Raw genomic sequence first — 26,046 nt, 5'->3', positions numbered from 1 at the left:
TCAATTGCATAAAGTAAGTATTATGCTATAATTGAATTAATCCAATACTAAAAAATCATATTGCAAAAGGACACACCTACGCAGAACCATGGCGTAGGTGTGTCCTTTTTTGGTTTAAGGAGGAAAAAATATGGGAAAAACGTTATTTATTGCTGAAAAACCGAAAGTGGCCAATGAAATTATGAAATCACCACGATTCCGTCACTCGCAAAAGTATACTGGCAGCAAACCTTATTATGGCTATTATGAAAATGACCATTATATTGTCAGCTGGTGCCGTGGGCATATTCTGGAATTAAAAAATCCAGAAGAGATGGATCCAAAGTACAAAATGTTTAGTTTAGAGCACTTACCTTTAATTTATCAGCCAGCCTATAAGGTAAAACAAGAAAATGCTGAACAATTACAAATCCTTGTTAAACTGCTGCAACGCCCTGATGTTGATCATGCGGTGAATATTTGTGACGCGGACCGCGAAGGCGAGTTAATCTATAGGGAAGTGTACGAATATGCAGGAGTGAATAAAAAGCAATCTCGCGTATATAAATCCTCTTTTGAAGCGGCAGAACTTGAAGCAGCACTCAATCGTTTGGAGAGCGCGTCTAAATATGATGGACTGGCGTATTCTGCTAAAGCTAGGCAGTATCTAGATTATCTATTAGGGATGAATATAACCAGGGGATGCACCACAAAATTAGCACAAAATAAATTCTTATTGTCATCTGGCCGTGTACAAATGTGTTTATTAAATGAGATACGCCAACGCGAATTAGCAATTGAAAAATATAGAGAACAATCTTATTATCATCTGCAGCTAATAACAGATTTAGGACTTACACCGGTTATGAAAACAGAAGACCAAGTGTTAAACCCATCCCCATTAAGAAGTTTGGGAGAAAATTTGAAAGGGCAATATCTTGTAGTAGAAGAATTTAAAGAGGGAACCAGGAAGAAGAATCCTAAATTGCTATATAACTTAACAGACCTGTATAAAGATGCCCATGCGCAATTGCAAATTAATGCTGAAACTTCCAGAAAATACATTCAGACCTTGTATGAGGAAGGTTTCATAACCTACCCACGCTCATCTTCTAGGCATTTACCTACAGAACAAGTGGATCGTGTAAAAGGTGTTATGCAGGCACTAGCAAAGAGTCAGTATTCTTTACTGGTACAATCCGTCGATATTGAAGCAATTGATGTGAAACATAAAACATTCAATGATGAGCTTGTATCAAGCCATTTTGCTATTATACCAACGACTAAACAATATCAAGAGGAAGGTCGTCCAGAGATTGAGAAACAACTATATAACCTCGTAGTAAAACGTTTTGTAGGTAATTTCATGCGTCCTGCAGAATACCTGGTAAGAGAAGCGTCATTTATTGATACGATGGGAAATATCTATCAAACAAAAGAAAGTGTACTTCGAGAAAAAGGATTTCTAGAGGTGTTTCAAGAGGAAGTAGAGGAAGAAAGTGTGGAAACATTTAAAATTCCTATCCTGCAGAAAGGACAAGAACTTCAAATCTCTAATTTTGAGTTACTGGAATCCAAAACAAAGAAACCAGCTCTACACACAGAAAGCTCAATTCTGACTTTCATGGAAACAGCAGGTCGGAAAATAGACGATGAACATTTAAAAGAATTAATGAAAGGGAAAAGAATTGGAACCGTTGCAACCGAAGCAACCTTTATTCCAGCTTTACATGAGAAGAACTATATAGCCATTGAAAAAGGAAAAATTACTACGACTCCAATAGGCCGCGCCTTTATTGAGAAATTTCCTGTTCAGCAAATTAAAGATCCACTATACACAGCTGAAATGGAAGGGATGATACATCGTATTGAAAAGAATGAAATGAGTTATGAGGATTTCATAGCACAAACAAATACGTTTGTAGAAAAAATAACACAAGAGATTATAAGAATTCCTGACACGGTTTCGTACAATCTAATAGAAACCTGGAAGCAACAAATTGAAGTATGCCAATGTCCTTGCGGAAATGGAATAATTTTAGATAGAGGGAAATTTTTTGGATGCAGCAATCACCCGAACTGTAACATGGGATTACCCAAAAGAGTAAAGGAAAAAACGATTCCTGCAGCACAAGTTAAAAAACTATTTGAAGAGAATAAAACGGACATTATAAAAGGATTTAAATCTAATGGTAAAGAGTTTTCTGCTTATCTAGCATTTGTTAACGGTGAAGTCAGCTTTAATTTGCCTTCAGTTGAAGAATTATCGCTAGGTCAGTGTCCAAAGTGTCATAAAGGACAAATCCTAAACCGTAAAACGTTTTTTGGGTGCTCAGAATATCAAAACGGATGCGATTTTATGTTGCCGGCTAAGATTAAAGGCAAGAAATTATCCGATAGCCAGATTAAAAAACTAGTGAATAATCATGTGACAGACTTCATCAATGGTTTTAGTGGGGAAAAAGGAGAATTCACAGCTGCGATTCGATTAAAAATGGATCTTAGTATTTGTTTTGAATTTCCTACTGCAGATGATCGCACGGTAGGTAAATGTCCATTATGCCAGAGTAGAGTCATAATGGGGAAAACAAACTATCTATGCGAACAATACAAGAAGGGCTGTGATTTTATTGTTTCAGGAATGATACTTGAAAAAAGAATTACAGCCAGTCAAATCAAGAAATTATTAGAAAAGAATATGACGGATACAATAAAAGGATTTATATCGAAAAAAACAGGGAAATCATTCGATACAAAATTAACATATGACTCTACACAGAAGAGAGTCACGTTTATATATGAGAAGAAGAAATAATATCGAAAAATCTTAAATTTCATATATAAAATTAATTAGAACTATGGTATGATAAAAGTAGCAAAATACTTCTAAAACTATCTTGCAAAAGGACACACCTACGCATACACATGCTATAGGTGTGTCCTTTTTTATTTGTTCGAAAAAGGAGAGGTCGATATGTTTCAGCGCTTTGCAGGTGGAGAGATGACATTATCCATACCTTCATCAATTGAAGATGAGATGCGTAAATATAGAAGAGTGAACCATATGAAAGAGATAGAAAACATATGGTCCGGTCAAGATTCAGCGGGCCCTTTATTAAATACTGAAATATTACGCGATATACGAAAAAGATTAGAAATGGGTAAATTGCAATTACATAATAATGAGAAAGTTGAAATATTGCAACTCATTAATGCTATTTTACTACTATCACAATCGGTAAAAGTAGAGTATTGGAATATAGGTTATTTTTGTATGGTTTCCGCGAATGAAGAACAGTTGCATGAGGAAGAGAGGACAACTGTTTTAGAAATGCTTAATAACTACGAAGGGATATTATACCCTACATTATCTGAAGAATATCGGCACCAGGAACTCGACGCACTTGAGTTTTATACAGAAAAAGAGCATATGGAATATGAAAAATTTATTACTAAGTATTGGAAAGTAAACTATGCAGGGAAAATAGAGATGGGTAATTTATGAGAATCAAAGTGGAGTGCTTATTATGATTAAGTTTTTAATAAAAGTAAGTATAATTTCTTCCTGCATTGTGGGGTTAACAGCATGCAGCTCGACGCAAACGAATGATTCAAAACCTGCCCAAACAGTACAAAAAGGAATACACCAGCCCGTAGAAGGGAAAGGTATTGTTGGTATTCCAGAAGCTTATAAAGGGAAAATAAAAGACTTAGAGACTGTTAAAGGGAAGGTATTACATATAAAGGACGGAGATACGATAGACGTGAACGTAAAGGGGAAGAAACAGACGGTAAGGTTACTGTTATTGGATACCCTGAGTCTGTATCTCAAAAAATCCCTCCACAAAAGATGGGAAAAGAAGCCTCTTCCTTTTTAAAGAAACAGCTAGAAGGGAAAAGCGTAACCTTGGTTCATGATCGGGGAACAAAAGAAGACAAATACGGTAGGAAATTGGCTTATGTATTTTGTGATGGAATACACATCAACGAATTAATGATCAAGTCGGGTTATGGGATTATAGCCTATATTTCTAGACCTAATACTACATTTCTACCTGAAATGCTAGAAGCAGAAAAAGAAGCAAAAGAATTAAAGGCTGGTGTGTGGAGCATTAAAGGATTTGTTGATGAAAAGAACCGGCATTATAACCGTAATGATGCAGCTTAATGCCAATACTTATTCAAAAAGGAGGTTTCATTAGTGAATGGGAACAAAAGAAATATGCTCTTATCTTTTTTTATTTCATCTGTATTCATTTTTCTAAGTTTATTGCCGTTTAATGGTAATGAATATGTATATGTTATCTCGAAAGTTGGAGCGGCAGCTGGTGTAATAAATATTTTCATGATGATTGTATTCTTGTATTTTCAAAGCAAAAGAATGAGACATCTATTGAATTAATACTGTATAAGCGCCAGTTTTCCTTACTCATATACAAATGAAAAGAGTAAGGAAAACTGAAAGGGGAAGATGTAGATGAGTCAAATACCAGGGTTCTTGAAGTTTGTTTTAGCAAAAGAAAGACGATATGTATATTTGGCTGTAGCAGAAAAGAAAAATAAACGAGTAAAAACACATATTGTATATGGATTCGGTCCACTAGAAAAAGCATTAGAAACTATGTATGGAATGCGTGACGATTTTGAGGTTTGCTTTCCGCTAGAGTTAAAAGATAAGGGATATGATTGGGAAGACCTAAATGATTGGATACTATCCATTGAAACCGGTTATTCCAAATACGGAAATAAGTTAGTGACATTCTAAATTGATAATAAGTGAGGTTATATCACATGCTTGATATAAAATCTTTAGAACAGTATTTTCGTTTTTCTAATTCACCAGGTATTCAGTATGTCGGAACTTATTGTACGGATTATTCCAGAGAAGAATATAAGCATGTAAAAGATTTTTTACGAAAACTCATAGATTGTCTTTCACATGTTGAACCAGCATACAGTCATGAAACTATATTAAGATTTTTACAGGATGAAACATATCAACACGAGATGCTATCACATGCAAACTTTCAGTCGGTGTTCGATGAACAAGCAAAGGATTCTATTATCCATATACTAGCAACTAAATCTGAAGTAATAGAAACAGTGAGTACCCGAATGAAACAGTTAATAAATCGAATAAGAAAGCCGTTGTCTCACGATCATTATGTGCTACTAGATTTTATTCAAAAGACAAGTACGTATTTTATACCGATAGATGATGGACATACGTTTGAGGCTATGACTAAGAGTGGACATTTAATTTTGGTGATATGGACTAGCTTGAATGGACTCCATTCGTCTCCATTCAATTCTCAGGGGATATGGCGCCATATAATGAGATATTTATCTATTTATCCAAAAATGATTTTCTGAAATTAAGAGGAACGGACTTAGAAAAGTATGTAAGTAAAAGATTTTTTGATATGGCAAACCATAACACTACTTTTGAAGTGGATTTCATGAACATGGAACACCGAAAACAAATTGAAGCGTATATGCTTGGGGAAAAATATAGTATGCAATTAAAATCGTGTGAGGGGAACAAAAATGGAATTGATTCGTAAGTACCACATCGTTATTGCCTGGATGATAGCTACTAGTGCAATGTTAATTAGTTTGTTTTTCAGTGAATGGATGAAGCTGCCGCCATGTGATTTGTGCTGGTACCAAAGAATGGCCATGTATCCATTAGTATTAATATTGGGGATAGGAATGTATAGAAACGATCCTCATGTCAGCACGTATGCATTTCCATTTGCGTGTATCGGTTTAATGTTATCTGTATATCAAATTACAATTCAAGCGTTTCCTGTTAGCGAGATGAAGATTTGTTCAGTAGGAGTTTCTTGTACAGAAGATTACTTAAATTTATTTGGTTTCATCTCGATACCTATGCTATCATTTGTTGGATTTTTAGCTATTATAGTATTTTTATATATAAAACCGGATAGTAAGTAGTAGTCAAACAGAATGATAAGTATGAACTTTATAAATTTAAACACAAACAAATTTATTTAAAATCAAAATAATAAATATTAAGGAGTTAATAAAAATGACAACAATGCAACTAAATAAAGAAATGAACAAAATTTCAGAGGCAGATGTAGAATTACTTAAGATCATGGCTCACCCAGTTAGGTTACAAATTGTAAAAGAGTTAGAACATCGTAAGATTTGCAATGTAACACAGTTAACAGAGCTATTAAATATACCTCAATCTACCGTATCTCAGCATCTATCTAAAATGCGCGGGAAAATTCTTCGTGCAGAAAGAAAGGGATTAGAGATGTATTATCATATTGTGAATTCTAAGGCGTGTCAGATTGTTAGTGTGTTAGGTTTATAAATAACTTAAATTAAATAGCAGATTACGAGAATAAATATGAAATAAGGGAAGCTATGCCAGGCTGCCCTTATTTTATTTGTGATTTTGCATATATTTGTGCGAATTTAGTATAGCAAACATTTATCTTCCATAGTTAAAAGAACCATTACAATTTTATACAATAAGATTTCCAAAAATTATTGATGGTGTAAAAATCCTTTCCTTATAAAATGTATAAATTAACATATACTTTATAAGCTTTATATTAATTTATACATTTTGGTATAGGGTACTTACTTCATTAACATAATGATGATGTTTACAGAATTCAAATAACTAAATGCATTATTTAAGGTAATTTTAAGGTATTTTCTTTCTATTTAGAATTGATTAAATTTAATGTTCGTTATATAGTGGATGTGACTTAATTCAAATGCTGTAATATAGCGTTTGATAGAGTACAAAATATAAGGAGGAGGTGCGAATGAAAAAGCTATATGCTTACTTGATAATTTTTCTTATCGGTATTATCTTTTCTTTTTTATATAATGTCCAAACGAAAGAAAATTCTACTAATAATAAAAAAATCAAGGTGGCTATAGTAGATAGTGGTATTAAGGAAGATCATCCTGCGTTAACTGGGAAAATAGTAAAACAATTCAATGCGATTAATCCTAAGGACTCTAATAAAGATGTATTCGGACATGGTACTCCAATTGCTGGTATAATTCTCAATCAAAATACCGAAAATACGTCAGAATTATCAAATAATATAGAACTGTATGATGTTAAAGTTCTAAGTGAAACGGGAAAAGGTGAAATAAAAGAGTTTATTAAGGGAATTGAATGGTGTATTAAACAAGATGTTGACATTATGAATATAAGTTTTGGTGTCCAAGTACATTATCCAGAATTAGAAAAAGCGATTAATAAAGCTATTGATTCTGGAATTATTGTTGTAGCTGCTTCTGGTAACACATTTGGTTTTGGCGTGGATTATCCAGCTAAATACAAAGATGTAATCTCTATTTCTTCAGTTGACAAGAATTTCAAAAGGCCTATTTCAGCGGCGAAAGGGAAAATAGATTTTGTTGCACCTGGAGAAAAAATTTTATCAACTGATAAGAATGGAGGCTATTCCGAATTTAGTGGCACTTCTTTTGCTGCGGCTTATGTTTCAAATTACATAGCTGAATTGTTAGCGTCCGAATTGAATTCTAAAGGAAAAGATATAGACCGCTTTAGAGTGAAAGAGTTATTAATTAATCTTTCAAAAGATCTAGGTGTTGACGGCTTTGATAGTAGTTACGGTTATGGAGCATTAATAAAAAAAAAATGAGGTGTATTTATTGAAGAAATTTTTAAGTTTATTATTAGCATTGACTATGACATTTATGGTTTTTCCAAAGGATTTAACTGTACAGGCAGATGAAGCAACTCCAACAGTAATTGACTTAGATACTGCTGAAAAAGAAATAGAAGAACAGTATAATATGCAAGTTTCTGAAAATGTATTAGTTAATATTAAAGAAGAAAATGAGCAAATGCTTACGCTTGAAACAAGTATAGAAGAAGAAAACCTCAAAATTAATGCAGAAGTAGATTTGAATAAAGAGAATCACGAAATTACAGTTTTAGGTGCAGTTACAGATGAGAATGGTCAAATTTCTAATTATGAATATGATATGAAACTTCATGCAATTAAAGATGAAGTATTTATTGCAACTTTAACAGATACAAAAACAGGTGAAGAATATTTGTTGGATTCAACAAAATTAGAAGCTTCTGCCGCTCCACTTGTACCTATAATTCTAGGATTAATAGCTAAAAAGGCTATTCAAAAAGCAATTAAAGATTACGGTAAAGAACAAGTAAAGAAAGCGGTCCTATCGCAACTTAAATGGCCAAAAACTATTAGTGGTAAAGATCTTATTAAGATGCTTAAAAAAGTAGGATTTGAGGAAGTAAGACAAAAAGGTAGTCATGTGACTATGAAGGGGCCTAATGGTAATACTTTTACTGTTCCTTTGCATAAGGAATTAGCCAAGGGAACTTATAATAGTATTAAGAAATCAGTAGAAAATGCTATAGTCTGATAAAGATAAATAACAGGTGACTTTATGTCACCTGTTATTTATTTCTTTAAATTTATTTATCGGGAGGTAAATTCTTTTACAAGGGTAATTTCATGTAGAAAAACCTTACTAGTTACTCCTTGGATAATACAATTACCCCATTCAGGATGATTATATAAATAATTTAAATCGAAAATTTTTTCCCAACTTTTCTGTATTGACTCGGGTGATAAATCAAGATTGTTATCTTCTTCTGCTTCAATGTTGCAGTAAACGCCATCCAATACAAAATGCCATGCTTCAAAGTCGGATAAAAGGACTCTTTCATCATCAATATCAATTTTTAGTAAAACACCGCGTTCTCCCTTACCTAAATGTCCACATCTCCTTAAGTCCGGCCTATTAGTCCATAGCCATATAGGATAACCTTCTTGAGTATAGTTTTTAACTCTTAAATTCATTTGTTGCATCATCCATTGATACGGTTCTATAAATTCGGGCCAAACATGATCATATGCACCAGTAAAGTAACCTATACTTTTAACTTCATTCCACTTCTCAACAGATTGAATAGTCCAAAATATACTCATAGTTCCTCCAAAAGTTTAAAAGATTAATAGTATTCTTCAATGTATCATTTCACTTTAATATATAACATTTATGTGTCTTTGCCTATTCAAATTGAAAAGAGATATAAAAGAATGCCTCTCCAAATATATGAATTTTATCTAAAGAAGACCAAAGAAGCACAATCCTTAACCAGTGGGATTATGTCTTTTTCAAGATTTGAAAAAAGCAGATTGGAAAATTTGTATTTGAAGTAAATATTAGACTGAAAAAACCGGTCCAGTAAGTTAAGGACTCGATCTTTTCAATTTGGAGTTAGCCTCATTAGAGAGAAAAAATACTACTTTTAAATGCCTGAAAGGAGCATGTTTATTTAAGTAAGTCATGCTTATTTTTTTGAGGGTTTTTAATTTCTTCAAAAATGTTCTCTTGTTTATTTGGATTATAAGACTCTAATGAATCAAACCCATAAGCCTGCATAATCATTTTGAAGTCTTTGATAGTTAATGGAGTTAATTCTTCATATAGTTCATATCCCAATAAACCGTTTGGTTCTATAGTTGCTGTTTTAATATCCTCTATACGTGAGATTCCATTGTTACGTAATTTCATTTCTAATTGATCTACTGTCATTCGTAAATTTTGTAAGTTTTTTATATGTAAGGTACCATTCTCTATGATGATTTTAGGTTTTCCTATAATGAACCTTTCAAATGTGTTGCATTTAAGTTGTAAATATTCTAATCCGATAACTGTAATCACGAAAATAATACCGCCTATGACAGCTTTTATCATACTTTTATCTACAATCGGTTGCACCATAATGGTACCAATTGAAATCATGATAAACGTTTGAGCCAACGTCATTTGTGAAATAGATTTTCTTCCAGCTATTCGTAATAGTGTAATACCGCATAATACTAAAAGAAAGGATTGCCCAATAAAATACATGTTTTAGCCCCTTTAATACCACAATTTTAGGATGGATAAGTTCTAGTTGCTTTATTAACGTGTATGATAAAGTTACTTATATACTCGTTTACATATAATTATGGTACGTATTATGGTTTATTATGTATTAATTTTAAATCAAGCCGAAAAAACAATATTATTAACTATCCGAATTTTTAATATCACAGAAAGAGCTGGAAGTAAAGGTTAAATACGGACAGATTTTACACAATATAATTCGAAATTTGAATATTTCATATATTTTTAAATTAAATGGTTACTTAAAATGTTATTATGATACAATTAAGTAACGTCATGGGGTTGAATTAATGTAGTAGTTCTCATGTGAGTATTATAAAAATAATAGTTTTGATAATAGAACGGAGAGATATATGTGATAGAAGAACCTTTAGTGAAAGTAAGTCTTGCCATTATGAAAACGAAAAGTATTATTTTCTTTATTGTTACTTCAGTTGTATTTTTTTAACAGCTACCTATTTTTATAATAAGAAGCTTCCGAATCATAAGTATCCAGAGTTGGTAGAGTTTTTGAAATATATTTCTTAGAAGAAACATTGAATTAGATACGGTTATAATTCTGAAAATTTAGTCTTTAGAAAGGGGAGGTTATATTGAAAATCAAAGAAAGTGAATTACCTGGTATTGGTTATAAATTTCAAGTTGTTACAAAAGAGAACGAAAAAATGGTGATAGTCATTCATGATGATGGTCGTAGAGACATGTATCATTTGGATTCAGATCATACGGAGGGTATTTCTAGTATTTCGCTACATGACTTAGAAGCAAGAGAAATCGCAGCAATATTAGGTGGAATGATATATAAGCCAAAGGCGTTAGAAAATGTTGAGATGATTTGTGAAGGTTTAGCAATTGAGTGGTTTAAAGTAGAGAGTACAGCTCTAGCAAGTGGAAAAACGATTGGTGATCTTCAAATAAGGAAGTCATACAATGTGACCATAATTGCTGTTATGAAAAAGAATATGCGAAAACTACTTAATCCAGGTTCAGAAACTATTCTTGAAGAAGGGGATATGCTCGTAGTTTCTGGTAAGAGAGAAGAAATTAAAAAAATAACACATGCGTTATTCTCAAATAGAGAAGGGTGATATTAAGTTGACACTCTAATTTTGAAGTAGGTACAGCATTAATTTTAATAGCCAGCGGTGCATTGGTTGCGGGAAATTAAAATTCTCATTAATTCCTTTCCTAATTGTTACTGGTGTGTTAGTGTGGCCGCATGCACCTCTATTAGGTGTTATCGATTTCAGATTTATAGAGAGCGAAAGTGTCATCTCCTCCTTTGGAAGAATCAGCGTTCTGTTTCTTTTTTTATATAGGATTAGAATTTACAATGAAAAACTAATTAAATCAGGCATTCTATTACGATTGATGGAACAGCCTAAATTGTAATTAACTTTTCACTTGGATTATTATACTGATTTATAATAGGATTCCCGATACTGGAAATCTTAATTATTGCGTGAATTATTCCGATTGCTACTAGTGTTATTGTTGCAAAAGTGTTAGTTGATTTAAGAAGAACTGGTAATAATGAAAACGAATAAATTTTAGAGATTATTAAGTTGGAAGATATATTCCTTACTGCATAATTAGCAGTCGGTTCTGGTTTAGTTCTTGGCGAATCATGAGTGCCCTTACTTCAATTCGAATTGCCTTAGGATCTATGCCTCTCTTCTTTTAGGATTAGTTTTCTCTGAGACAGAGGATAGCGATCGATTTGAACATCTTGTCGTTCCATTTAGAAACTTTTCGGAGCCATTTTTTTCAGTTTCGGATTAAGTCTAGATCCTTTTTCGTTAGGTGGAGCAATATAGTTAATGTTAAATACTGTTCTTCTTATAATTATTGGTAACTTTGTAGCAGGGAGACAAGCTGGATTGTCTCATAAGTCATCGACGGATACAGGTTTGACAATTGTATCAAGAGGAGAGTTTTTAGTTATTATGGCCAATATTGGTATAGCGGGCGGACTACTTTCAGTATTAAAAACATTTTTAGCATTATATGTGCTTAGCCTATCTATAATTAAGGGATTTTCCGTTGTTACATACAGGAAATAAGTATAGAAATTGTTTGAAGAACTTAATAAATATTTATTAAGTTAATTATGGCATACTGAATAAAAAATAATACGTATTAGCAGTACTTAAAAATAAAATAATCCTAATAAAGTACAATAATAACTTTATTAGGATTATTTTAATGTCTCATAACGAGTATAAAGAGGTGATTAACAATATGACAACATAGAAGGCTATATTAACTAATGTATTATTGGAAGAAGCTTTATATTGGATTCATCTCGTAAAGAAATATGAATTTCGAGATTATGATTAATGGTAGCAAAGAAGATAGTGTCTAAATCATCAATTCCTTGTTGTGATAATCTTTGAAGTAACCACGTTGTTTCTATGTTAAACTCGTGTAAAACTGTGTCACAAATCCTTCCTTCTATAATGATTGGAAAAGAAATAATAGGATTTGCTTTCTTGATATTCATATCTTCGCGTGTAATTGTATCTTTTGAGGAGGTTTTTAGTACACTTAATGAACCGTTTCCTTCAATAATTGCTATTTCAACGTCTTGCACATTAAATACACTTTTTTCTCTTAACATTTGGAGAAGATTGTCTATGGAATAACGTATTTTTTTTAAGTTTTGATTTAGTATTTTTCCGTTTTGAATTACAATTGTTGGTTCAAATGTAAGTAACGCCCCTAATTTCCGGTTGGATATTTTCCAGCTGGTAACAATTTTTTGTAAAATACCAATTGCAATTATTGTTATGACTGTTGGAAGGTGATGAATATCAGGATCAGCTATATCAGCCCCTACAACGGCGCCTAATGTTATGATAATTAAAAAATCAAATACAGGTAATTCTCCGATTGCTCGTTTTCCCATAAATAATGTGACAAAGAGTAGTAATGGCAAGATAGTCACTACTCTTCCTAATACTAGAGCCACGTCTTTTAATAGTTCTAACATGGATACACCTCTCTAAGGACTTTAAATAATTTTTATTTGTTATTACAATTCCCATCTTTGAATAATAAATACTGAGAATTTCGATTTTATAAAATAGAGATATTGAATATTGGATTGTGAAGGAGGGGAATATGTATTTGTGATAATACGTTCCTATGCTAAATTAAATAGATGCAGCTTATATTATACAGTTCAAGAGGTTTAGCACTAAATATTAAAATTATTACGTATAATGTCATTGAAAGTGGTGAAAAATAACAATCGAAATAACAAATAACTTATTTCTTAATTGTGAAAACTATACTTAATTATTTAATATTAAAATATATCAATATAATGTTGCTTTATCCTTAGCTTTTGAGGGAGAAAATTCTAATTCAATTCATATGTTTAAAGAGTCTTAAAAAGGAAACTCTAAAAATATTGTACAGTATTATCATTATAGATTCTTTATAATTCTGAATGATAATATGATTTAAATATTGTTCGGATATTCTTTTAATGTACATTTATGTATGATTAGCATTGAAAATTCAACATTTTTTTAAAATGGATAAATGAAGAGGAGTTAGCTATGAAGTCTAAATCGACAAAATTCAGTATTTGTAATAGCGGGAATTTTCAATCACCTATTTGTATTGAACCTGATTATGCTATGGAAATGGAAGATAAGGGTGATATTATACTCAATTATGATAGCACATTTTTATCAATAAATGACAATGACAATGAAAAGAAACTTAAAATTTGTAATGATGGAAGCGGATATGCTATTATAAATGGAAGAGAATTCCAGTTAAAGGAATTTCATTTTCATGTTGGTCAAGAAAATGAAAACGAAGGTGGAAATGAACACGTTATAAAAGGACAAAGTTATAAAATGGAGCTTCACTTAGTACACAGAAGCCAAGTTGATAGAATAGCTGCTTTCAGTATTTTCTTTAAAATCGGGTGTGAAAATGCTGCTCTGCAAACAATCTTAGAACTCATAAATAAAAAAGTAACATCTCCAATAGATATTGATATTAAACAATTAATACCATCAGAAACAGTATATTATCACTATTTAGGATCTTTAACTACAGGTAATTGCGAAGAAAACGTAGAATGGTATGTATTTGAAACGTCAATAGAGATGTCTCAAGAGCAATTGAACATTTTTAAAGAACATTATCATTATAGTGTGAGAAAGCCTCAGAAATTAAATGAACGAAAAGTATTAAAAAAGAAAGTTAAATTACTTTACTAATAATAACATTTTGAATAAAGAGATATATTGTAGATTCATCTACAATATATCTCTTTTTAGTTTCTATAGCCGTCATATAATTGAAAATTTCAAAGAAATCATTCTTGGCTAGAACTCGAAGTTGTGACAGTTATTACTGTGTCGTTTATATTTTGTTACATACACGTGTATGTAAAACTAATAGTTTTTAGACAATACAAAATGAAGTTAAGGGATACTATGGAAAAAGTAAAAGAAAACTATAATAATAATTTGGGACATTGTAGAAAATATAATTAATTCAATTTGCTGAATAGGTTTATAAGAGGGAGCATCGCATGTCTATTGAAATAAATTTTTGATGAGCACAGGGGAATATACTTTATAATAAGAGAAAAGATAGGGAGTGATGACTCTGAAACTATTAAAATTTTTTACGATCTTCTTAATTGGCATAGGGTTATTATGCGTTAAGTTTCATTATGTTTCTATCTATTATCCTGAAATTAAAATGATTCTGTTATTAATATTAATTGTAATCTGGATATGGAGTATTGTTCAAGTAAGTAAACACCTAAAGGATGATTGAGGAGAGCAAATGTTTTGAGATTTATTTTGTAAATAAGTATAGTTTCGGTTGTGTAGTACAAGAAATAAAGAAAAGAAAAAATTTACTGTTAAAAAAAATTAACCATATATTTTATAAATAGATCTTCTACATATTTGGTTGTATTACATAACTGCTATATTAAGCTAAATTTATGAATTTAAATCTCAGATGAGGATGTTCCTAGTTGAATAGTTCTTGAATATTTTTTGTAGATCTTGATAAAGAAGGAGAAAATAATCTACATCGTTTTATATCTATGCAGTTAGGGAGAAGTAGTAATCTCACCTGCTTTCCAATCGTGAGGTAAATGAAGAACGATAATCAAACGTTTTAAACCAGCTATCGTTTCAAAAATACGTCCCTGACATGTTTTTAACCGTTCAATGGGGGGGATATTTAATATCACCGTTTAAAGAATCCCCGACAGGTTTTGTGAAATTATAGAGCTCAGTACAAAATGTGCTGTAGTAACTAAACATATAATTTGTTCCACTGTTTTTGTGTACGGAAGACTTTTCATAAAAGGAATATCTAATATTACCTCTTCTGTCCTCTAATTTTAATTGATGATTGAAAAGAACAGATTATCATAGTAAATTCCTCGCTTCAATAAGAGATATCAAGGGTATATACAAACTGAAGAAACTAATTATGCAGTTTTAATATTGTTTTTTGGTTATAGAAAATAAGTATAGAAATAGAAAAGAAAAACACCTATTTTCATTAATAGGTGTTTTCTTGCAAAAGGATCTTATAAATTAAAAGAAAGGTATTTCATTATTTTAATTTTATTCTTCTAAACCTCATAATCATGATCACAGTCTCTGCAATGCTTACGTTTGCAGCAGAAATTACTACAATCAGGTGAGTTTACAGAAACTACGTTAATTTTATTGATTGCAATACGTGCTAATCCAGGGAAACAATCAAAATCCGAAAGAATGATTACATTGTTACCTTGGAACCCTTGGAATGTTGCACTTGTAGGTGGTTGACAATCGTACTGAATAACAAGACAAGTTCCAGGAGTTAATGATCTTAAAAATTGTAGCAATTCTGGGCTACCGTTATTGTTATTATTTTGATTTTCTTCTCTTCTAGGCTGTTCTCTATGACTATTACATCTGTTAAAGTCACAGCCTCCACCAAACCCAAACCCCATAATATGACCCCCTTTCGTTCGTTAATACATCTTATGCTCGTCTGAAAGGAATTGTGAGGGGATATAAGTCTAGTTTTATTAGGATTTTTTATGTAGAGAAAAAATAGGTTTAATATTTTGTGTTTTTTGTTAATTCTAATGTGATTTCTCTTTTTCTCATAACCTTTGATTGAGGAAGAGAATAGGTGGGTGAATTATAGAATGAAAAATATAGCATAAATAGTATTAAGAAAGAAAGGGATATTTTTTTAGAGTCTCTTTAATAATTAATTTTTGTAACGTATGAAGCAGCTTGTATATTTTGAACATTAGTTCTGTTTTTTATGTAAAAGGGGCCAAGAAATAGCTTGTAGTTTTATTTCTTGGCATGGGTGTTTGGAACATTTGGATGCTGTTCCTTACATTATTATATGTTTGTACGAAGAAAAGGTTTATTATTATTGTTTAATTTAATAAAGAAAAACACCTATTTTTAATCAATAAATGAATTTATAAATTTGTATCGTTTATGTTTTTTATGTTTATAGAAATGTGAAAAAATTGCTCTTTTTATGGTAAATAAAGAAGAGCACACTTATTAGTGTGCTTTTATATAGAAAGGTAGATTCCTATGAGCGGGGAACCTCCATACCATACTATATGCTTGTTTAATTTAAAGGTGAATTTTTTAAAAATAAATGAACGAATATTAATTAGGGTTTGTTGTATATAATTCAAGCTTTCTCAGTCAAATGTACGAAGAAATGAACAAATTTGTCTATATAAAGTAACAAGAGATAAAAAATTTGAAAAACTGCTCATATACAATTTGAAACGATATTTATAAAGAGGTAGTGAAAGGGTTATTATAAGTTTTTTTTTTAACATATCAAAAAATATATTAAAGGTTACATGAAAGTAAAACAGAGTGATATATATCACTCTGTTTTACTTTCATACCGTGGGTAAATTATAGGTGAAGCTATTGGTGGAGTTTAAGGATTAATAAATCCTTAATAGTATACTATGAATAGTGCGTAAATAAGCTTGTACATTTTGGAAAAATTTATTTTATTTTTATGTAAAAGGGGCCAAGAAATAGTTTGTAGTTTTATTTCTTGGCATGGGTGTTTGGAACGCTTGGATGCTGTCCCTTACAGTATTGTATGTTTGTATTTATTAATTGGTTTGTTATTATTGCTTATTTCAATAAAAAATACAAATGAAAAACACCTATTTTTATTAATAGGTGTTTTTCTTGCAAAAGTAAGCTTATAAATTAAAAGAATTTGTTTTCTGATTTTTTAATTTTTAGATATCATATTCATCACAAAGACTGTGATGATGATCGCATTTTTTACGTTTACAGCAGAAACGGCTGCAATCAGGAGAATTTACAGAAACTACGTTAATTTTATTGATTGCAATACGCGCTAATCCAGGGAAACAATCAAAATCCGAAAGGATGATTACCTTGTTACCTTGGAACCCTTGGAATGTTGCACTTGTAGGTGGTTGACAATCGTACTGAATAACAAGACAAGTTCCAGGAGTTAATGTTCTTAAAAATTGTAACAATTCTGGGCTACCATTATTGTTGTTATTATTTCGATTTTCTTCTCTTCTAGGCTGTTCTCTATGACTATTACATCTGTTAAAGTCACAGCCTCCACCAAAACCAAACCCCATAATATGACCCCCTTTCGTTCGTTAGTACATCTTATGCTCGTCTAGAAGGGATGGTGTTAGTATATGAGTCTAGTTTAAGAGTAAATTTTTTATTTAAATTAAAAAATCTTCCATTATGTTATTTTTTCTGTGTTAATTAGCTTTTTTTGTTTACTTTATTATGATTTGAATTTAGAGTATACTACTAATACATAACCCAATGTGTAGGCTTGATAACATATAAAAAACCAATTTCATTGTATAGAAACTGGTTTTTTAGGTGTGAAATTTATTACTATCTGACAGCCTTAAGGAGGTTTGTCTCTTATATTTTATCATAACCAAAAAAACAGAAAATTCAAACTGTTATCATTTAAGTTTACCTCAATTATAAATGTGAAAAATGTTGATAAATGATTATTTTTGTTTTTTTCTAACAAAAAAGTTAATTTACAGGTTACAATGAAAGAGAGATGGGTTTTGTTTTTGGACATTAAAATGTATATTTGACAAAACAATGTTGTTTGTAAAAAATAAGAAGTCTCTTGTAGAGACTTCTTATTTTTTATTTACATCCAAAACCATTATTGATAAGGATTTAAATTTATAATTTTGTTATGAAAAATAAGCATATCAGTAGATTTGATCGAGCTAAAAAATGGGGCGTTAATATATCAAGTCCAAATGGATAATTTTAAGAGGCGAGAAAATGTATGACTATATTGAATATAACAATTTAAATTATTATAATCGCCCGATTCCTCCAATGTCTGTTCCTCAAGGACGTACGACTTACCTAATACAATATCTTGGTGGTGGAGGACTTGAATAAGATTTCCTAACATCCGCTTTAATGCAAAAATATCATCATTTGAAAACTAATTCAGTAGTATTGGAAGCAAAAATGAAAAAGCAAGACTGCATACGTATGGGTGTAAACGAGTAAAATTCTATGTTTCAATTTTACAGGACTTTTTTTTATTTAATAGATAATAAAAAATGAAAATAAGAAGAAAATCTATACTTAATAATTTAAGCTGCATATAAATATTAAGTAACTTTTATTTGAAATAATATAAGACAAGCTTAATAAAGGGGTATTATGTATGGAGGAACTTCGAGAGCTAAAAAACAAACTCGAACAATTAAAATTAGATCAAAAAGACATACAACGTGAGATAAGAAATTTAGAGTCAAGAATATTAATAAATGAAAAGGAGATTATAACTATTAATAAACAATTAGAAAAAATAAGTGCTAATACAACGTGGATTTTGCGTTTAATTGTAGGTGGATTGTTAACAGGATTACTTGGTATATTAATGAAAGGATTTATGTAAAAACCCTATTTTTAATTAAAAAAAGAAGTCTAATGACTATATTTGACTTCTTTTTTACTAATTCTTATGTTTGTATAAAAGATAAATTAGTATTTAAATTGTGGTTCTGTTTCAATATAATAAGCATTTCTTACATGACCTATCCAATTAGCAAAAAATTGTCTCCATGAAACACTATTAAAAAATGAATCTATGGATTGAGTCTCGGAATTCCATTCTAAAATTAAGAATGGGGCATTTCCCAATTGCCAAACGCCTCTGTTATTATCAGTTCCAGTCTCTCTTATTAATAATAAGGGAAGTCCGTATTGATACCCCATGGAAGGTTCAATTTGCGAAAAAGGAGTTCCTTCCCAAACTGGTTCTGTAGGTTGGAATGCTCCCACATTTGTTCTAATCCCTTGGACAAAAAATCTTTGGAAATTTATCGCAACTAAACCATAACTGGATAATATCATTCGTCGTATACTTGTTAATGGAGTTTCAGGATATAGATCACTTCGAGGAATTGTAGGAGGGAATAAAAGGGCTTGCTCAATTTCTAAAATGAGTCGATCTAAAAATTGTTGTTGTAATTGATTTAAGGTATTTACTGTGCTTAAAAATACAGGTATTCGAAAAGCCTGATCAATAGCTTCTTGTAATTTTATAGAAGTAAATACTCCTTCGTTAGTGTTTACATAAGGTTTACCATTGGTAGTTTCCATTAGCATAACTCCTTTATAATATTATTTTATTTTATTAATAGTATATACAGATTTATAATAATAGATTGGATAAAAATGGTAATATTCTATAGGAAATGAATTTAAAGGAGAAGTAAGAAATACATGTAAATAGATTCATTTTGCTATTAATACTAAGAGGAAGAATTATAGAATTTTACTTTTATTCCGCGGGTAAATTATAGGTGTAGCTGTTGGTGGATTTTAAGGATCAATAGCTCCTTAATAGTATGTAAATAAGCTTATACAATTTGAAAAAAATTATTTTAATTTTATATAAAAAGTGCCAAGAAATAGTTCGTAGTTTTATCTCTTGGCACTGGTGTTTGGAACATTTGGATGCTGTCCCTTACAGTATTGTATGTTTGTATTTATCAATTGGTTTGTTATTATTGCTTATTTCAATAAAAAATACAAATGAAAAACACCTATTTTTATTAATAGGTGTTTTTCTTGCAAAAGTAAGCTTATAAATTAAAAGAATTTGTTTTCTGATTTTTTAATTTTTAGATATCATATTCATCACAAAGACTGTGATGATGATCGCATTTTTTACGTTTACAGCAGAAACGGCTGCAATCAGGAGAATTTACAGAAACTACGTTAATTTTATTGATTGCAATACGCGCTAATCCAGGGAAACAATCAAAATCCGAAAGGATGATTACCTTGTTACCTTGGAACCCTTGGAATGTTGCACTTGTAGGTGGCTGACAATCATACTGAATAACAAGACAAGTTCCAGGAGTTAATGTTCTTAAAAATTGTAACAATTCTGGGCTACCGTTATTGTTATTATCATTTCGATTTTCTTCTCTTCTAGGCTGTTCTCTATGATTATTACATCTGTTACAGTTACAACCTCCACCAAAACCAAACCCCATAATATGACCCCCTTTCGTTCGTTAGTACATCTTATGCTCGTCTAGAAGGGATGGTGTGAGTATATGAGTCTAGTTTAGCGTGGATTTTTTAATTAACAAATTAAAAGGAACCTGATGTGGGAGACAGGTCCTTTTAAAACCATGCATACGAGGAAATTTAATGTCACATATAATAGCAATCGGGTACCGCCACATGCCCATCAACTTAAATAATTTTATCATCATACATCACGTTACTGGATTTCTCGTTCGCTCGTCTCTTGGAAAATGACGGTGAGGTACATTTGATGTTCTCTAGTCAAAATTTCAAATCTCTCATCATGAGGTGCTAATTCAACCATAAATACATTTATAAGATAAGAAATGTATACCCGTGATTAAATAAATACGACTGTTCATGAAAAATAAAGGAAATCGTGATTTTTCATACAGTAGCAACCAGGAACCTTTTTTCTGGAACAGGCGAAATATTATCGCTGAGATTGTGATTTCAAGGGAATTATGGCGTATGTGTAGCAATGGAACCGAATCACGCAATAAGTATTAGCGGCCATCAAATTTGAAAACTAAGAACAGAATATACATAAATATTTGTAATTAAGGCGGGGGATAAGGAAGAATTCCCTAGCAGCTTTGGACAAAGTCCAAGGTTTTGTGTTTTGCCATACTAGTTTGCATATCCCTTACAAACATCTATCCAATTTAAATATTTTGAGTGTTTTTCTAGTTCTTTTATTGTTAATTCGATAGCACTATTTACACTACCACAAGCAGGAAAGACAGTTATAAATCTTTGTAGTGATACATCCAAATAAACTTCTACATCTTTATTTACAGCAAACGGGCAAACACCACCTATTGCGTGACCAATTAACCCTTCCACTTGGTTTGCATCAACCATTTTTGCTTTAGCCCCAAACTGTTCCTTGTATTTACGATTATCAATTTTTGCATCACCTGCAGTTACTATTACTAAAACACGATCATCTATTTGAAAAGATAAAGTTTTTGCGATTCTTTGAGGTTCACATTGTAATGCTTTTGCTGCTAATTCAACTGTTGCACTAGATTCTGTTACCTCAATGATTCTATCTTCCATACCATATTGTTTGAAATAGGAAATGACTTTTTCTAATGCCATTTTACAGACCTTCCTTTGCATAAAATTTTCAATTGTGTTCGTGCATATATGTTGACTACCTACTGTCACTAATAATTTATAATTAAATTTCCTTTTGTTTTTGGATCGTTAACAGGTAAATAAGAATTGCGGTAGAAATTGTCCATCGAATTGTATTAAGTAATATTGGTAGTAATGTTGGCCAAAAAAACGTCAACAAATATAGGTATTTGAGACAAAGGGACTTTAACTTTAAATAAGTTGAAAATAGCTTGCAGGGTTTCTTAAAACTCATCTTTAAATCAAAAACTCAATTCAGATTATGTTTTTGATTTTTGAGAATCTCTTAGAGTATAACAAGGTTAAAATGAGCGTGATCTCCCCTATAGGGTTTAATCTATATGCTTACTTGAAGAATATAATGGACAGGATGCTATTGAGCATAAATTAAAAAATTCATGAGCTAACCAAGCTAATACCCTTTATAATAAGAGAAATGATAGGGAGTGGTGACCCTGAAACTATTAAAATTTTTATGATCTTTTTAATTGTCATAGGATTCTTATGCGTTAAGTTTCATTATGTTTCTATCTATTATCCCGATACTAAAATGATTTTGTTGGTAATACTAATTATAATCTGGATGTGGAGTATTGTTCAAGCTAGTAAATATCTAGAGGAATTATAGGGGCCTAAAAAATAAAAGACAAGCTTTACGTAATTCAGTATTGTAGAATAATAACAGACAGATAAATGTTTTTTTATGATATAAATATAAAGTAGTACTTAAATTACAATACAAATTAGGTTGCTAAAACAGATACTGATTGATATATCAATTTATTAGGGATTTGGCGCCGTGCTACAAATATTTTATAAACACATAATTAATGAAAAAAAATAAAAATATGGCTATGAAAACCTTATATTTATTTTTCACCGTAGGTATTTTTGCATGTTGAATATACAAAAGCATAATTATACTTGTCATTACAAATAAAAATATATGATAATATTCTATAATATATATCACTCCTTCTATTAAAAATAAAATTGTATTTTTTTGTAAAGCATACATTGACATATGAATAACTATAATTTTGAAAGTAGAGTCTTATAACAATATATACCTGCTATTTTTTAAGATGTAGAAGGTAGTGAAAAAAACACATGAAGTAGATAAATATCATGTGTTTTTTTCATTTAGATTACGTTTTTGAGGAGAGTGAATGTTTTGAGATTTATTTTGTAAATAAGTACATCTACGGTTATGTAGTACAAGAAATAAAGAAAAGAAAAAATTTATTGTCAAAAAGAAAATTAACCATATATTTTGTTGGAATTGATAATAGATGAATAAAGAAACAAAAAAATTAAAAATAATAATAGGTTCTCCGTATTTATAAATCCATTTCATAAATAGACCTCCTACATAGTTGGTTATATTACACAATTCTATTTATATAATGGAGTTACCTTTTAAAATCACAAAAAAAAGCGACATAAACCTAATAAAAAACACAAATTTGTAACGTGATGTATGATGAAAAAATTATATTAGTTTGCTCGTAAGGTTGAAAATACCATCTGTACAATTAAAATGTTATCTGAATAGGGAATTAATGTAAATGTAATAAACATGAGAATAATAGAAGATACACCCACAGCTAGGTTAATACTTAAGATTGTGAGTGCTTTTTAGGAAGTGGAAAGGGTGATAGAATTGTATAATATATGAACGAAGAAAATGTGATTGCAAAGTCGAATTCTAATTTTAACAAAGGATACCAAATAAATATAATAAGGAACAAATAGAACATACTCTTAATGTTATTGAAAGATCGTTTATATAAAAAAAGTGGAAAGAATGATTGGAATTAGCAGAAGTACATTAAAACCTTTGAAAAGCTAAAGTTGTAGAAAATAAGGGTGAAAGGTGACGTTTAATGATAGATGATTTTGTTTTAATGATTTTGGGAGGACTGTTACTTTTGATTACACCAGGAGTAATTGTTTGGTTTTTACATAAAAATGGAGTAAATAAGAAAAGTTTATGGACAATGATTTCTCTTGCAGCAGTGCTTTTTATATTAGGATTATATATTTTGATTACCAGTGCTGTAATAGGAAGCTAATAGAATTACAATAGGGATATGATATATGAAGCAGATGTTAATACTTTATTTTGAGTGTAATATAATAATACTGTAGCTTATAGGAATCCAGCTACAGTATTATTAAGCTAAATTTATGGATTTGAATTTCAGACGATGCATTTCTAGTTTTGTATAGACTAACTTTAGATTGTTTGAAAATTTACACCTGAAATAAACTCTACAGGAATTCGTTTTTTTATTAAGTTACATGGATTGTAAGTAAGGAAACAATTGTACAAGATTCCTCATATATCAAGCATTTTTTCTTCTGGCTTCAAAAGTAATGATTTGATCCGCAGCCGATGGTTGTTTTCCATAAATATAATTAGCAGAGCATGTAATATCAGAAAAACCGGTATTTTCCAAAATAAGCTTAAATTCCTCGATTCCATACCAACGTAATGCAAAACGCTGCAACTCGGTTTGGAGTAACTTTCCTTGACTCCATTTTTCATATTTCATGTAGGATATAGTAAGTTGATTGAGCCAATCCATTTCAATTGCCTTACTTTCCAGCGTAATTCCATCTCCGTTTGGTAGAGAAAAAGTTGAGGTAGAAATCTCACCTGTTTTCCAATCGCGAGGTAAATGAAGATCAATAATTAAACGCCCACCTGGAAGAAGATGTTTATAAAAACATTTCAATGCGTCTAGAGAGTCTTCTCGTTCTTCAATTAAGCAAAAGGAACCCGTAGGAATAATAATCGCTTCATAATTAAATGGCAATGAAAATTCCTGTAAATTCGCTTTATATAAATTAGGGTTTAATCCTCTTTCTTCACAACGTTTACGACAAGAATTCAACATTTCTGGAGAATAATCAATGCCATCAAGTATATATCCAGCCTCAAGAAGTGGTATAAGCAAACGTCCTGAACCAACTGCTGCTTCAAGAATACGTCCCTGACAAGATTTTAACCGTTCTTGGTAATATTCAATATCACCGTTTAATGAGTACCCTACAGGTTTTGTGAAATCATAGAGTTCGGTACAAAGTGTACTGTAATAACTAAACATATAGTGTGTCCCTCCGTTTTTGTGTACGGAAGACTTTTAATAAAAGAAATTTCTAATATTAACCCTTCCGTTTTCTAAATTTAATTGATGATTGGAAAGAGCTGACTGTCATAGTAAATCACTCGCCTTCAATAAGATATAATAATATTATAACTGAATATTCTTTTTATTCAACTTTTATTTATAAAAAATAGAAATTCATATAAGTTTTTAATTTTCTTTTTAATACGGTGTTATTCTAGTATCATCGAGCTAAGATATATGTATATTAGTTCTGGAGAAAAGTAGTATTTCTATTATTTTAGAATCTAAATGTATTGAAATAACATTTCGTTTTAACTCTACAACGAATAACTTATCATTCCTATCTGTTGCTAATATTCGTTGAGGATTTGGATAAGTTTCGATTTTTTTGTTATTTTTCTTAGTCCTTACTAGGGATAATTAAGTCGTAAGATATTAAAAATGAAGAAGAATTTTTAATTGACCGTCAGGAGAAGAGGGTTCCTATTTTTGGGTATTTTTTAGTGTTGTTATTTGGTTTTGTTTTACATTCAGTATATATTAATTAAATGTTTTTTGGGATATTTTCATATTTTAAGCAAGAATATTTTTTAGTAAATAGTATATTGATCTCGATATTGCTGATCCGATTACATTTTTAGTTTTATTCACAACAGACAGTACTTATAACTTTGATAAGTATTCAAACGAAGAGTATGATGATTTAATACATAAAGCCAAAAATGAGTTGGCCGGTGATGAAAAAGAACGTTGGGAAGCGATGAAACAAGCGGAGAAGATCTTGCTTCAAGATGTAGCTGTGGCTCCTTTTTATCAAATGGGGCGCTCATACTTACAACGTTCTTCTATTAAGGGTATTGTGACTACTGATTTTGGTGGGGAATTTAATTTTAAATGGGCGGAAATTAAGAAGTAAGGGAAAGTGGCTTATATCAAAGTCGCTTTTCTTCGTTTTATTTTTAGATGTTTTGTAGGTAAGCACGAAAATTGATAAGGTGGTCACAGTGGTGAAGACAATCAAAAGAGAGTATTTGATGATTGGTTTAGCCTGGTTCAGTTTATGGCTGGGTAGTGATTTTATAGTTAAAGGGTTAATGAAAATAGACATGTTTGAAACAATGACAAACGGTAAGTTATTGGTGAGGGGTTATGTGAATTTAATTATAGATTTTTTGTAATAGGTATTATTATCTTCCTAACTAGGG

25 protein-coding genes and 5 pseudogenes are annotated in these 26,046 nt (G+C 30.8%); 18 read left to right on the top strand and 12 right to left on the bottom strand.

All coding sequences use genetic code 11. The features are described 5' to 3' along the window. The first annotated feature begins 130 nt into the window (after positions 1-130). From DN393_RS00235 to DN393_RS31775, 11 genes and pseudogenes are all read left to right on the top strand, one after another. The gene (locus tag DN393_RS00235) at positions 131-2,794 is read left to right on the top strand and encodes a type IA DNA topoisomerase (RefSeq protein ID WP_149173122.1); all 2,664 of its coding nucleotides are present in this window, start codon (positions 131-133) and stop codon (positions 2,792-2,794) included. Positions 2,795-2,953: 159 nt separating this feature from the next. Continuing rightward, positions 2,954-3,484 (top strand): hypothetical protein, encoded by a 531-nt coding sequence (locus tag DN393_RS00230; protein WP_149173121.1) that lies wholly within the window; start codon positions 2,954-2,956, stop codon positions 3,482-3,484. Between the two features lie 22 nt (positions 3,485-3,506). Further along, a pseudogene (locus tag DN393_RS00225) lies at positions 3,507-4,147 on the top strand (thermonuclease family protein). 33 nt (positions 4,148-4,180) lie between these two features. Continuing rightward, a complete protein-coding gene (locus tag DN393_RS00220; protein ID WP_149173120.1) occupies positions 4,181-4,381 on the top strand; it encodes a hypothetical protein in 201 nt (66 codons plus the stop codon). A gap of 75 nt (positions 4,382-4,456) precedes the next feature. After that, positions 4,457-4,744, top strand: a complete 288-nt coding sequence (locus DN393_RS00215; RefSeq protein WP_149173119.1) for a hypothetical protein — start codon at positions 4,457-4,459, stop codon at positions 4,742-4,744. A gap of 26 nt (positions 4,745-4,770) precedes the next feature. Further along, positions 4,771-5,352, top strand: a complete 582-nt coding sequence (locus DN393_RS00210) for a hypothetical protein (RefSeq protein WP_255449615.1) — start codon at positions 4,771-4,773, stop codon at positions 5,350-5,352. 50 nt (positions 5,353-5,402) lie between these two features. Next, positions 5,403-5,543 (top strand): hypothetical protein, encoded by a 141-nt coding sequence (locus DN393_RS31810; RefSeq protein WP_255449614.1) that lies wholly within the window; start codon positions 5,403-5,405, stop codon positions 5,541-5,543. After that, positions 5,527-5,937, top strand: a complete 411-nt coding sequence (locus DN393_RS00205; protein WP_149173118.1) for a disulfide oxidoreductase — start codon at positions 5,527-5,529, stop codon at positions 5,935-5,937. The genes DN393_RS31810 and DN393_RS00205 overlap by 17 nt, the downstream gene beginning before the upstream one ends. 94 nt (positions 5,938-6,031) lie before the next feature. Then, positions 6,032-6,325 (top strand): ArsR/SmtB family transcription factor, encoded by a 294-nt coding sequence (locus DN393_RS00200; protein ID WP_149173117.1) that lies wholly within the window; start codon positions 6,032-6,034, stop codon positions 6,323-6,325. Positions 6,326-6,788: 463 nt separating this feature from the next. Further along, a complete protein-coding gene (locus tag DN393_RS00195) occupies positions 6,789-7,643 on the top strand; it encodes a S8 family peptidase (RefSeq protein ID WP_149173116.1) in 855 nt (284 codons plus the stop codon). Between the two features lie 10 nt (positions 7,644-7,653). After that, positions 7,654-8,400, top strand: a complete 747-nt coding sequence (locus DN393_RS31775; protein WP_218944219.1) for an SAR2788 family putative toxin — start codon at positions 7,654-7,656, stop codon at positions 8,398-8,400. Between the two features lie 56 nt (positions 8,401-8,456). Here DN393_RS31775 and DN393_RS00185 read toward each other — a convergent pair whose 3' ends face one another. Beyond that, on the bottom strand, positions 8,457-8,969 hold the full coding sequence (locus DN393_RS00185) for a DUF3841 domain-containing protein (RefSeq protein WP_149173115.1): 513 nt from the start codon (positions 8,967-8,969) through the stop codon (positions 8,457-8,459). A gap of 346 nt (positions 8,970-9,315) precedes the next feature. After that, positions 9,316-9,897 (bottom strand): DUF421 domain-containing protein, encoded by a 582-nt coding sequence (locus DN393_RS00180; protein ID WP_149173114.1) that lies wholly within the window; start codon positions 9,895-9,897, stop codon positions 9,316-9,318. A gap of 632 nt (positions 9,898-10,529) precedes the next feature. Here DN393_RS00180 and DN393_RS00175 point away from each other — a divergent pair. Together DN393_RS00175 and DN393_RS32585 are read left to right on the top strand one after the other, a co-directional pair. After that, on the top strand, positions 10,530-11,024 hold the full coding sequence (locus tag DN393_RS00175; RefSeq protein ID WP_149173113.1) for a cation:proton antiporter regulatory subunit: 495 nt from the start codon (positions 10,530-10,532) through the stop codon (positions 11,022-11,024). A gap of 336 nt (positions 11,025-11,360) precedes the next feature. Next, a pseudogene (locus DN393_RS32585) lies at positions 11,361-11,999 on the top strand (cation:proton antiporter domain-containing protein); the annotation flags it as partial. Positions 12,000-12,202: 203 nt separating this feature from the next. Here the strand turns inward: DN393_RS32585 and DN393_RS00165 are convergent. After that, the gene (locus DN393_RS00165; protein ID WP_149173112.1) at positions 12,203-12,928 is read right to left on the bottom strand and encodes a DUF421 domain-containing protein; all 726 of its coding nucleotides are present in this window, start codon (positions 12,926-12,928) and stop codon (positions 12,203-12,205) included. A gap of 574 nt (positions 12,929-13,502) precedes the next feature. Between DN393_RS00165 and DN393_RS00160 the strand changes: the two genes are divergently transcribed. Beyond that, entirely contained in the window at positions 13,503-14,177 is a 675-nt protein-coding gene (locus DN393_RS00160; protein WP_149173111.1) for a carbonic anhydrase family protein, read from the top strand. Between the two features lie 854 nt (positions 14,178-15,031). Here DN393_RS00160 and DN393_RS31805 read toward each other — a convergent pair. The 3 genes and pseudogenes from DN393_RS31805 to DN393_RS00150 all read right to left on the bottom strand — a co-directional run. Further along, a pseudogene (locus tag DN393_RS31805) lies at positions 15,032-15,245 on the bottom strand (class I SAM-dependent methyltransferase); the annotation flags it as partial. Between the two features lie 317 nt (positions 15,246-15,562). Beyond that, positions 15,563-15,928 (bottom strand): hypothetical protein, encoded by a 366-nt coding sequence (locus DN393_RS00155; protein ID WP_053514607.1) that lies wholly within the window; start codon positions 15,926-15,928, stop codon positions 15,563-15,565. Positions 15,929-17,218: 1,290 nt separating this feature from the next. Next, complete coding sequence (locus DN393_RS00150) at positions 17,219-17,596, bottom strand: hypothetical protein (protein ID WP_149173110.1); 378 nt, start codon at positions 17,594-17,596, stop codon at positions 17,219-17,221. Between the two features lie 1,085 nt (positions 17,597-18,681). Between DN393_RS00150 and DN393_RS00145 the strand changes: the two genes are divergently transcribed. After that, positions 18,682-18,915 (top strand): hemolysin XhlA family protein, encoded by a 234-nt coding sequence (locus DN393_RS00145; RefSeq protein ID WP_149173109.1) that lies wholly within the window; start codon positions 18,682-18,684, stop codon positions 18,913-18,915. A gap of 86 nt (positions 18,916-19,001) precedes the next feature. On the opposite strand, the gene DN393_RS00140 is transcribed toward DN393_RS00145, so the two are convergent. The 5 genes and pseudogenes from DN393_RS00140 to DN393_RS00115 form a co-directional block, all read right to left on the bottom strand. Next, positions 19,002-19,622: a hypothetical protein gene (locus tag DN393_RS00140; protein WP_149173108.1), complete on the bottom strand. Its 621-nt coding sequence runs from the start codon at positions 19,620-19,622 to the stop codon at positions 19,002-19,004. A 524-nt stretch (positions 19,623-20,146) separates the two neighbouring features. Further along, positions 20,147-20,524, bottom strand: coding sequence for a hypothetical protein (locus DN393_RS00135; RefSeq protein WP_149173107.1), 378 nt, complete (start codon positions 20,522-20,524; stop codon positions 20,147-20,149). Positions 20,525-20,760: 236 nt separating this feature from the next. Then, positions 20,761-20,865, bottom strand: a pseudogene (locus DN393_RS32325) (TetR/AcrR family transcriptional regulator); the annotation flags it as partial. Positions 20,866-21,191: 326 nt separating this feature from the next. Then, positions 21,192-21,665 carry a YbaK/EbsC family protein gene (locus tag DN393_RS00125; protein WP_149173106.1) on the bottom strand — a complete coding sequence of 158 codons (474 nt, stop codon included), beginning with the start codon at positions 21,663-21,665 and terminating at the stop codon, positions 21,192-21,194. 1,165 nt (positions 21,666-22,830) lie between these two features. Then, complete coding sequence (locus DN393_RS00115; protein ID WP_149173104.1) at positions 22,831-23,061, bottom strand: hypothetical protein; 231 nt, start codon at positions 23,059-23,061, stop codon at positions 22,831-22,833. Between the two features lie 529 nt (positions 23,062-23,590). On the opposite strand from DN393_RS00115, the gene DN393_RS00110 reads away from it, so the two are divergent. Continuing rightward, entirely contained in the window at positions 23,591-23,779 is a 189-nt protein-coding gene (locus tag DN393_RS00110; protein ID WP_149173103.1) for a hypothetical protein, read from the top strand. A 273-nt stretch (positions 23,780-24,052) separates the two neighbouring features. On the opposite strand, the gene DN393_RS00105 is transcribed toward DN393_RS00110, so the two are convergent. Next, positions 24,053-24,817 carry a class I SAM-dependent methyltransferase gene (locus DN393_RS00105; protein WP_149173102.1) on the bottom strand — a complete coding sequence of 255 codons (765 nt, stop codon included), beginning with the start codon at positions 24,815-24,817 and terminating at the stop codon, positions 24,053-24,055. Positions 24,818-25,454: 637 nt separating this feature from the next. Between DN393_RS00105 and DN393_RS00100 the strand changes: the two are divergent. Both DN393_RS00100 and DN393_RS31285 read left to right on the top strand, forming a co-directional pair. Beyond that, positions 25,455-25,757, top strand: a pseudogene (locus DN393_RS00100) (peptide ABC transporter substrate-binding protein); the annotation flags it as partial. 91 nt (positions 25,758-25,848) lie between these two features. Beyond that, a complete protein-coding gene (locus DN393_RS31285) occupies positions 25,849-26,019 on the top strand; it encodes a hypothetical protein (RefSeq protein ID WP_179958485.1) in 171 nt (56 codons plus the stop codon). Positions 26,020-26,046 lie beyond the last annotated feature (27 nt).

It is taken from the genome of Bacillus sp. BPN334 (assembly GCF_008368885.1).
Lineage (GTDB): Bacteria > Bacillota > Bacilli > Bacillales > Bacillaceae_G > Bacillus_A > Bacillus_A wiedmannii.
The sequence above is the reverse complement of the archived record's forward strand: the minus strand, read 5'-3'. Positions and strand labels throughout refer to the sequence as shown.

Bases quoted from the DNA above. Each gene is read 5' to 3' on its own strand.
- DN393_RS00235 (WP_149173122.1), top strand. From the start codon at position 131: ATGGGAAAAACGTTATTTATTGCTGAAAAACCGAAAGTGGCCAATGAA.
- DN393_RS00200 (WP_149173117.1), top strand. From the start codon at position 6,032: ATGACAACAATGCAACTAAATAAAGAAATGAACAAAATTTCAGAGGCA.
- DN393_RS00140 (WP_149173108.1), bottom strand. From the start codon at position 19,622: ATGGAAACTACCAATGGTAAACCTTATGTAAACACTAACGAAGGAGTA.
- DN393_RS00110 (WP_149173103.1), top strand. From the start codon at position 23,591: ATGATAGATGATTTTGTTTTAATGATTTTGGGAGGACTGTTACTTTTG.
- DN393_RS00210 (WP_255449615.1), top strand. From the start codon at position 4,771: ATGCTTGATATAAAATCTTTAGAACAGTATTTTCGTTTTTCTAATTCA.
- DN393_RS00165 (WP_149173112.1), bottom strand. From the start codon at position 12,928: ATGTTAGAACTATTAAAAGACGTGGCTCTAGTATTAGGAAGAGTAGTG.
- DN393_RS00215 (WP_149173119.1), top strand. From the start codon at position 4,457: ATGAGTCAAATACCAGGGTTCTTGAAGTTTGTTTTAGCAAAAGAAAGA.
- DN393_RS00115 (WP_149173104.1), bottom strand. From the start codon at position 23,061: ATGAAATGGATTTATAAATACGGAGAACCTATTATTATTTTTAATTTT.
- DN393_RS31810 (WP_255449614.1), top strand. From the start codon at position 5,403: ATGGCAAACCATAACACTACTTTTGAAGTGGATTTCATGAACATGGAA.
- DN393_RS00180 (WP_149173114.1), bottom strand. From the start codon at position 9,897: ATGTATTTTATTGGGCAATCCTTTCTTTTAGTATTATGCGGTATTACA.
- DN393_RS00230 (WP_149173121.1), top strand. From the start codon at position 2,954: ATGTTTCAGCGCTTTGCAGGTGGAGAGATGACATTATCCATACCTTCA.
- DN393_RS00145 (WP_149173109.1), top strand. From the start codon at position 18,682: ATGGAGGAACTTCGAGAGCTAAAAAACAAACTCGAACAATTAAAATTA.
- DN393_RS00135 (WP_149173107.1), bottom strand. From the start codon at position 20,524: ATGGGGTTTGGTTTTGGTGGAGGTTGTAACTGTAACAGATGTAATAAT.
- DN393_RS00195 (WP_149173116.1), top strand. From the start codon at position 6,789: ATGAAAAAGCTATATGCTTACTTGATAATTTTTCTTATCGGTATTATC.
- DN393_RS00205 (WP_149173118.1), top strand. From the start codon at position 5,527: ATGGAATTGATTCGTAAGTACCACATCGTTATTGCCTGGATGATAGCT.
- DN393_RS00150 (WP_149173110.1), bottom strand. From the start codon at position 17,596: ATGGGGTTTGGTTTTGGTGGAGGCTGTGACTTTAACAGATGTAATAGT.
- DN393_RS00160 (WP_149173111.1), top strand. From the start codon at position 13,503: ATGAAGTCTAAATCGACAAAATTCAGTATTTGTAATAGCGGGAATTTT.
- DN393_RS00185 (WP_149173115.1), bottom strand. From the start codon at position 8,969: ATGAGTATATTTTGGACTATTCAATCTGTTGAGAAGTGGAATGAAGTT.
- DN393_RS00155 (WP_053514607.1), bottom strand. From the start codon at position 15,928: ATGGGGTTTGGGTTTGGTGGAGGCTGTGACTTTAACAGATGTAATAGT.
- DN393_RS00105 (WP_149173102.1), bottom strand. From the start codon at position 24,817: ATGTTTAGTTATTACAGTACACTTTGTACCGAACTCTATGATTTCACA.
- DN393_RS00125 (WP_149173106.1), bottom strand. From the start codon at position 21,665: ATGGCATTAGAAAAAGTCATTTCCTATTTCAAACAATATGGTATGGAA.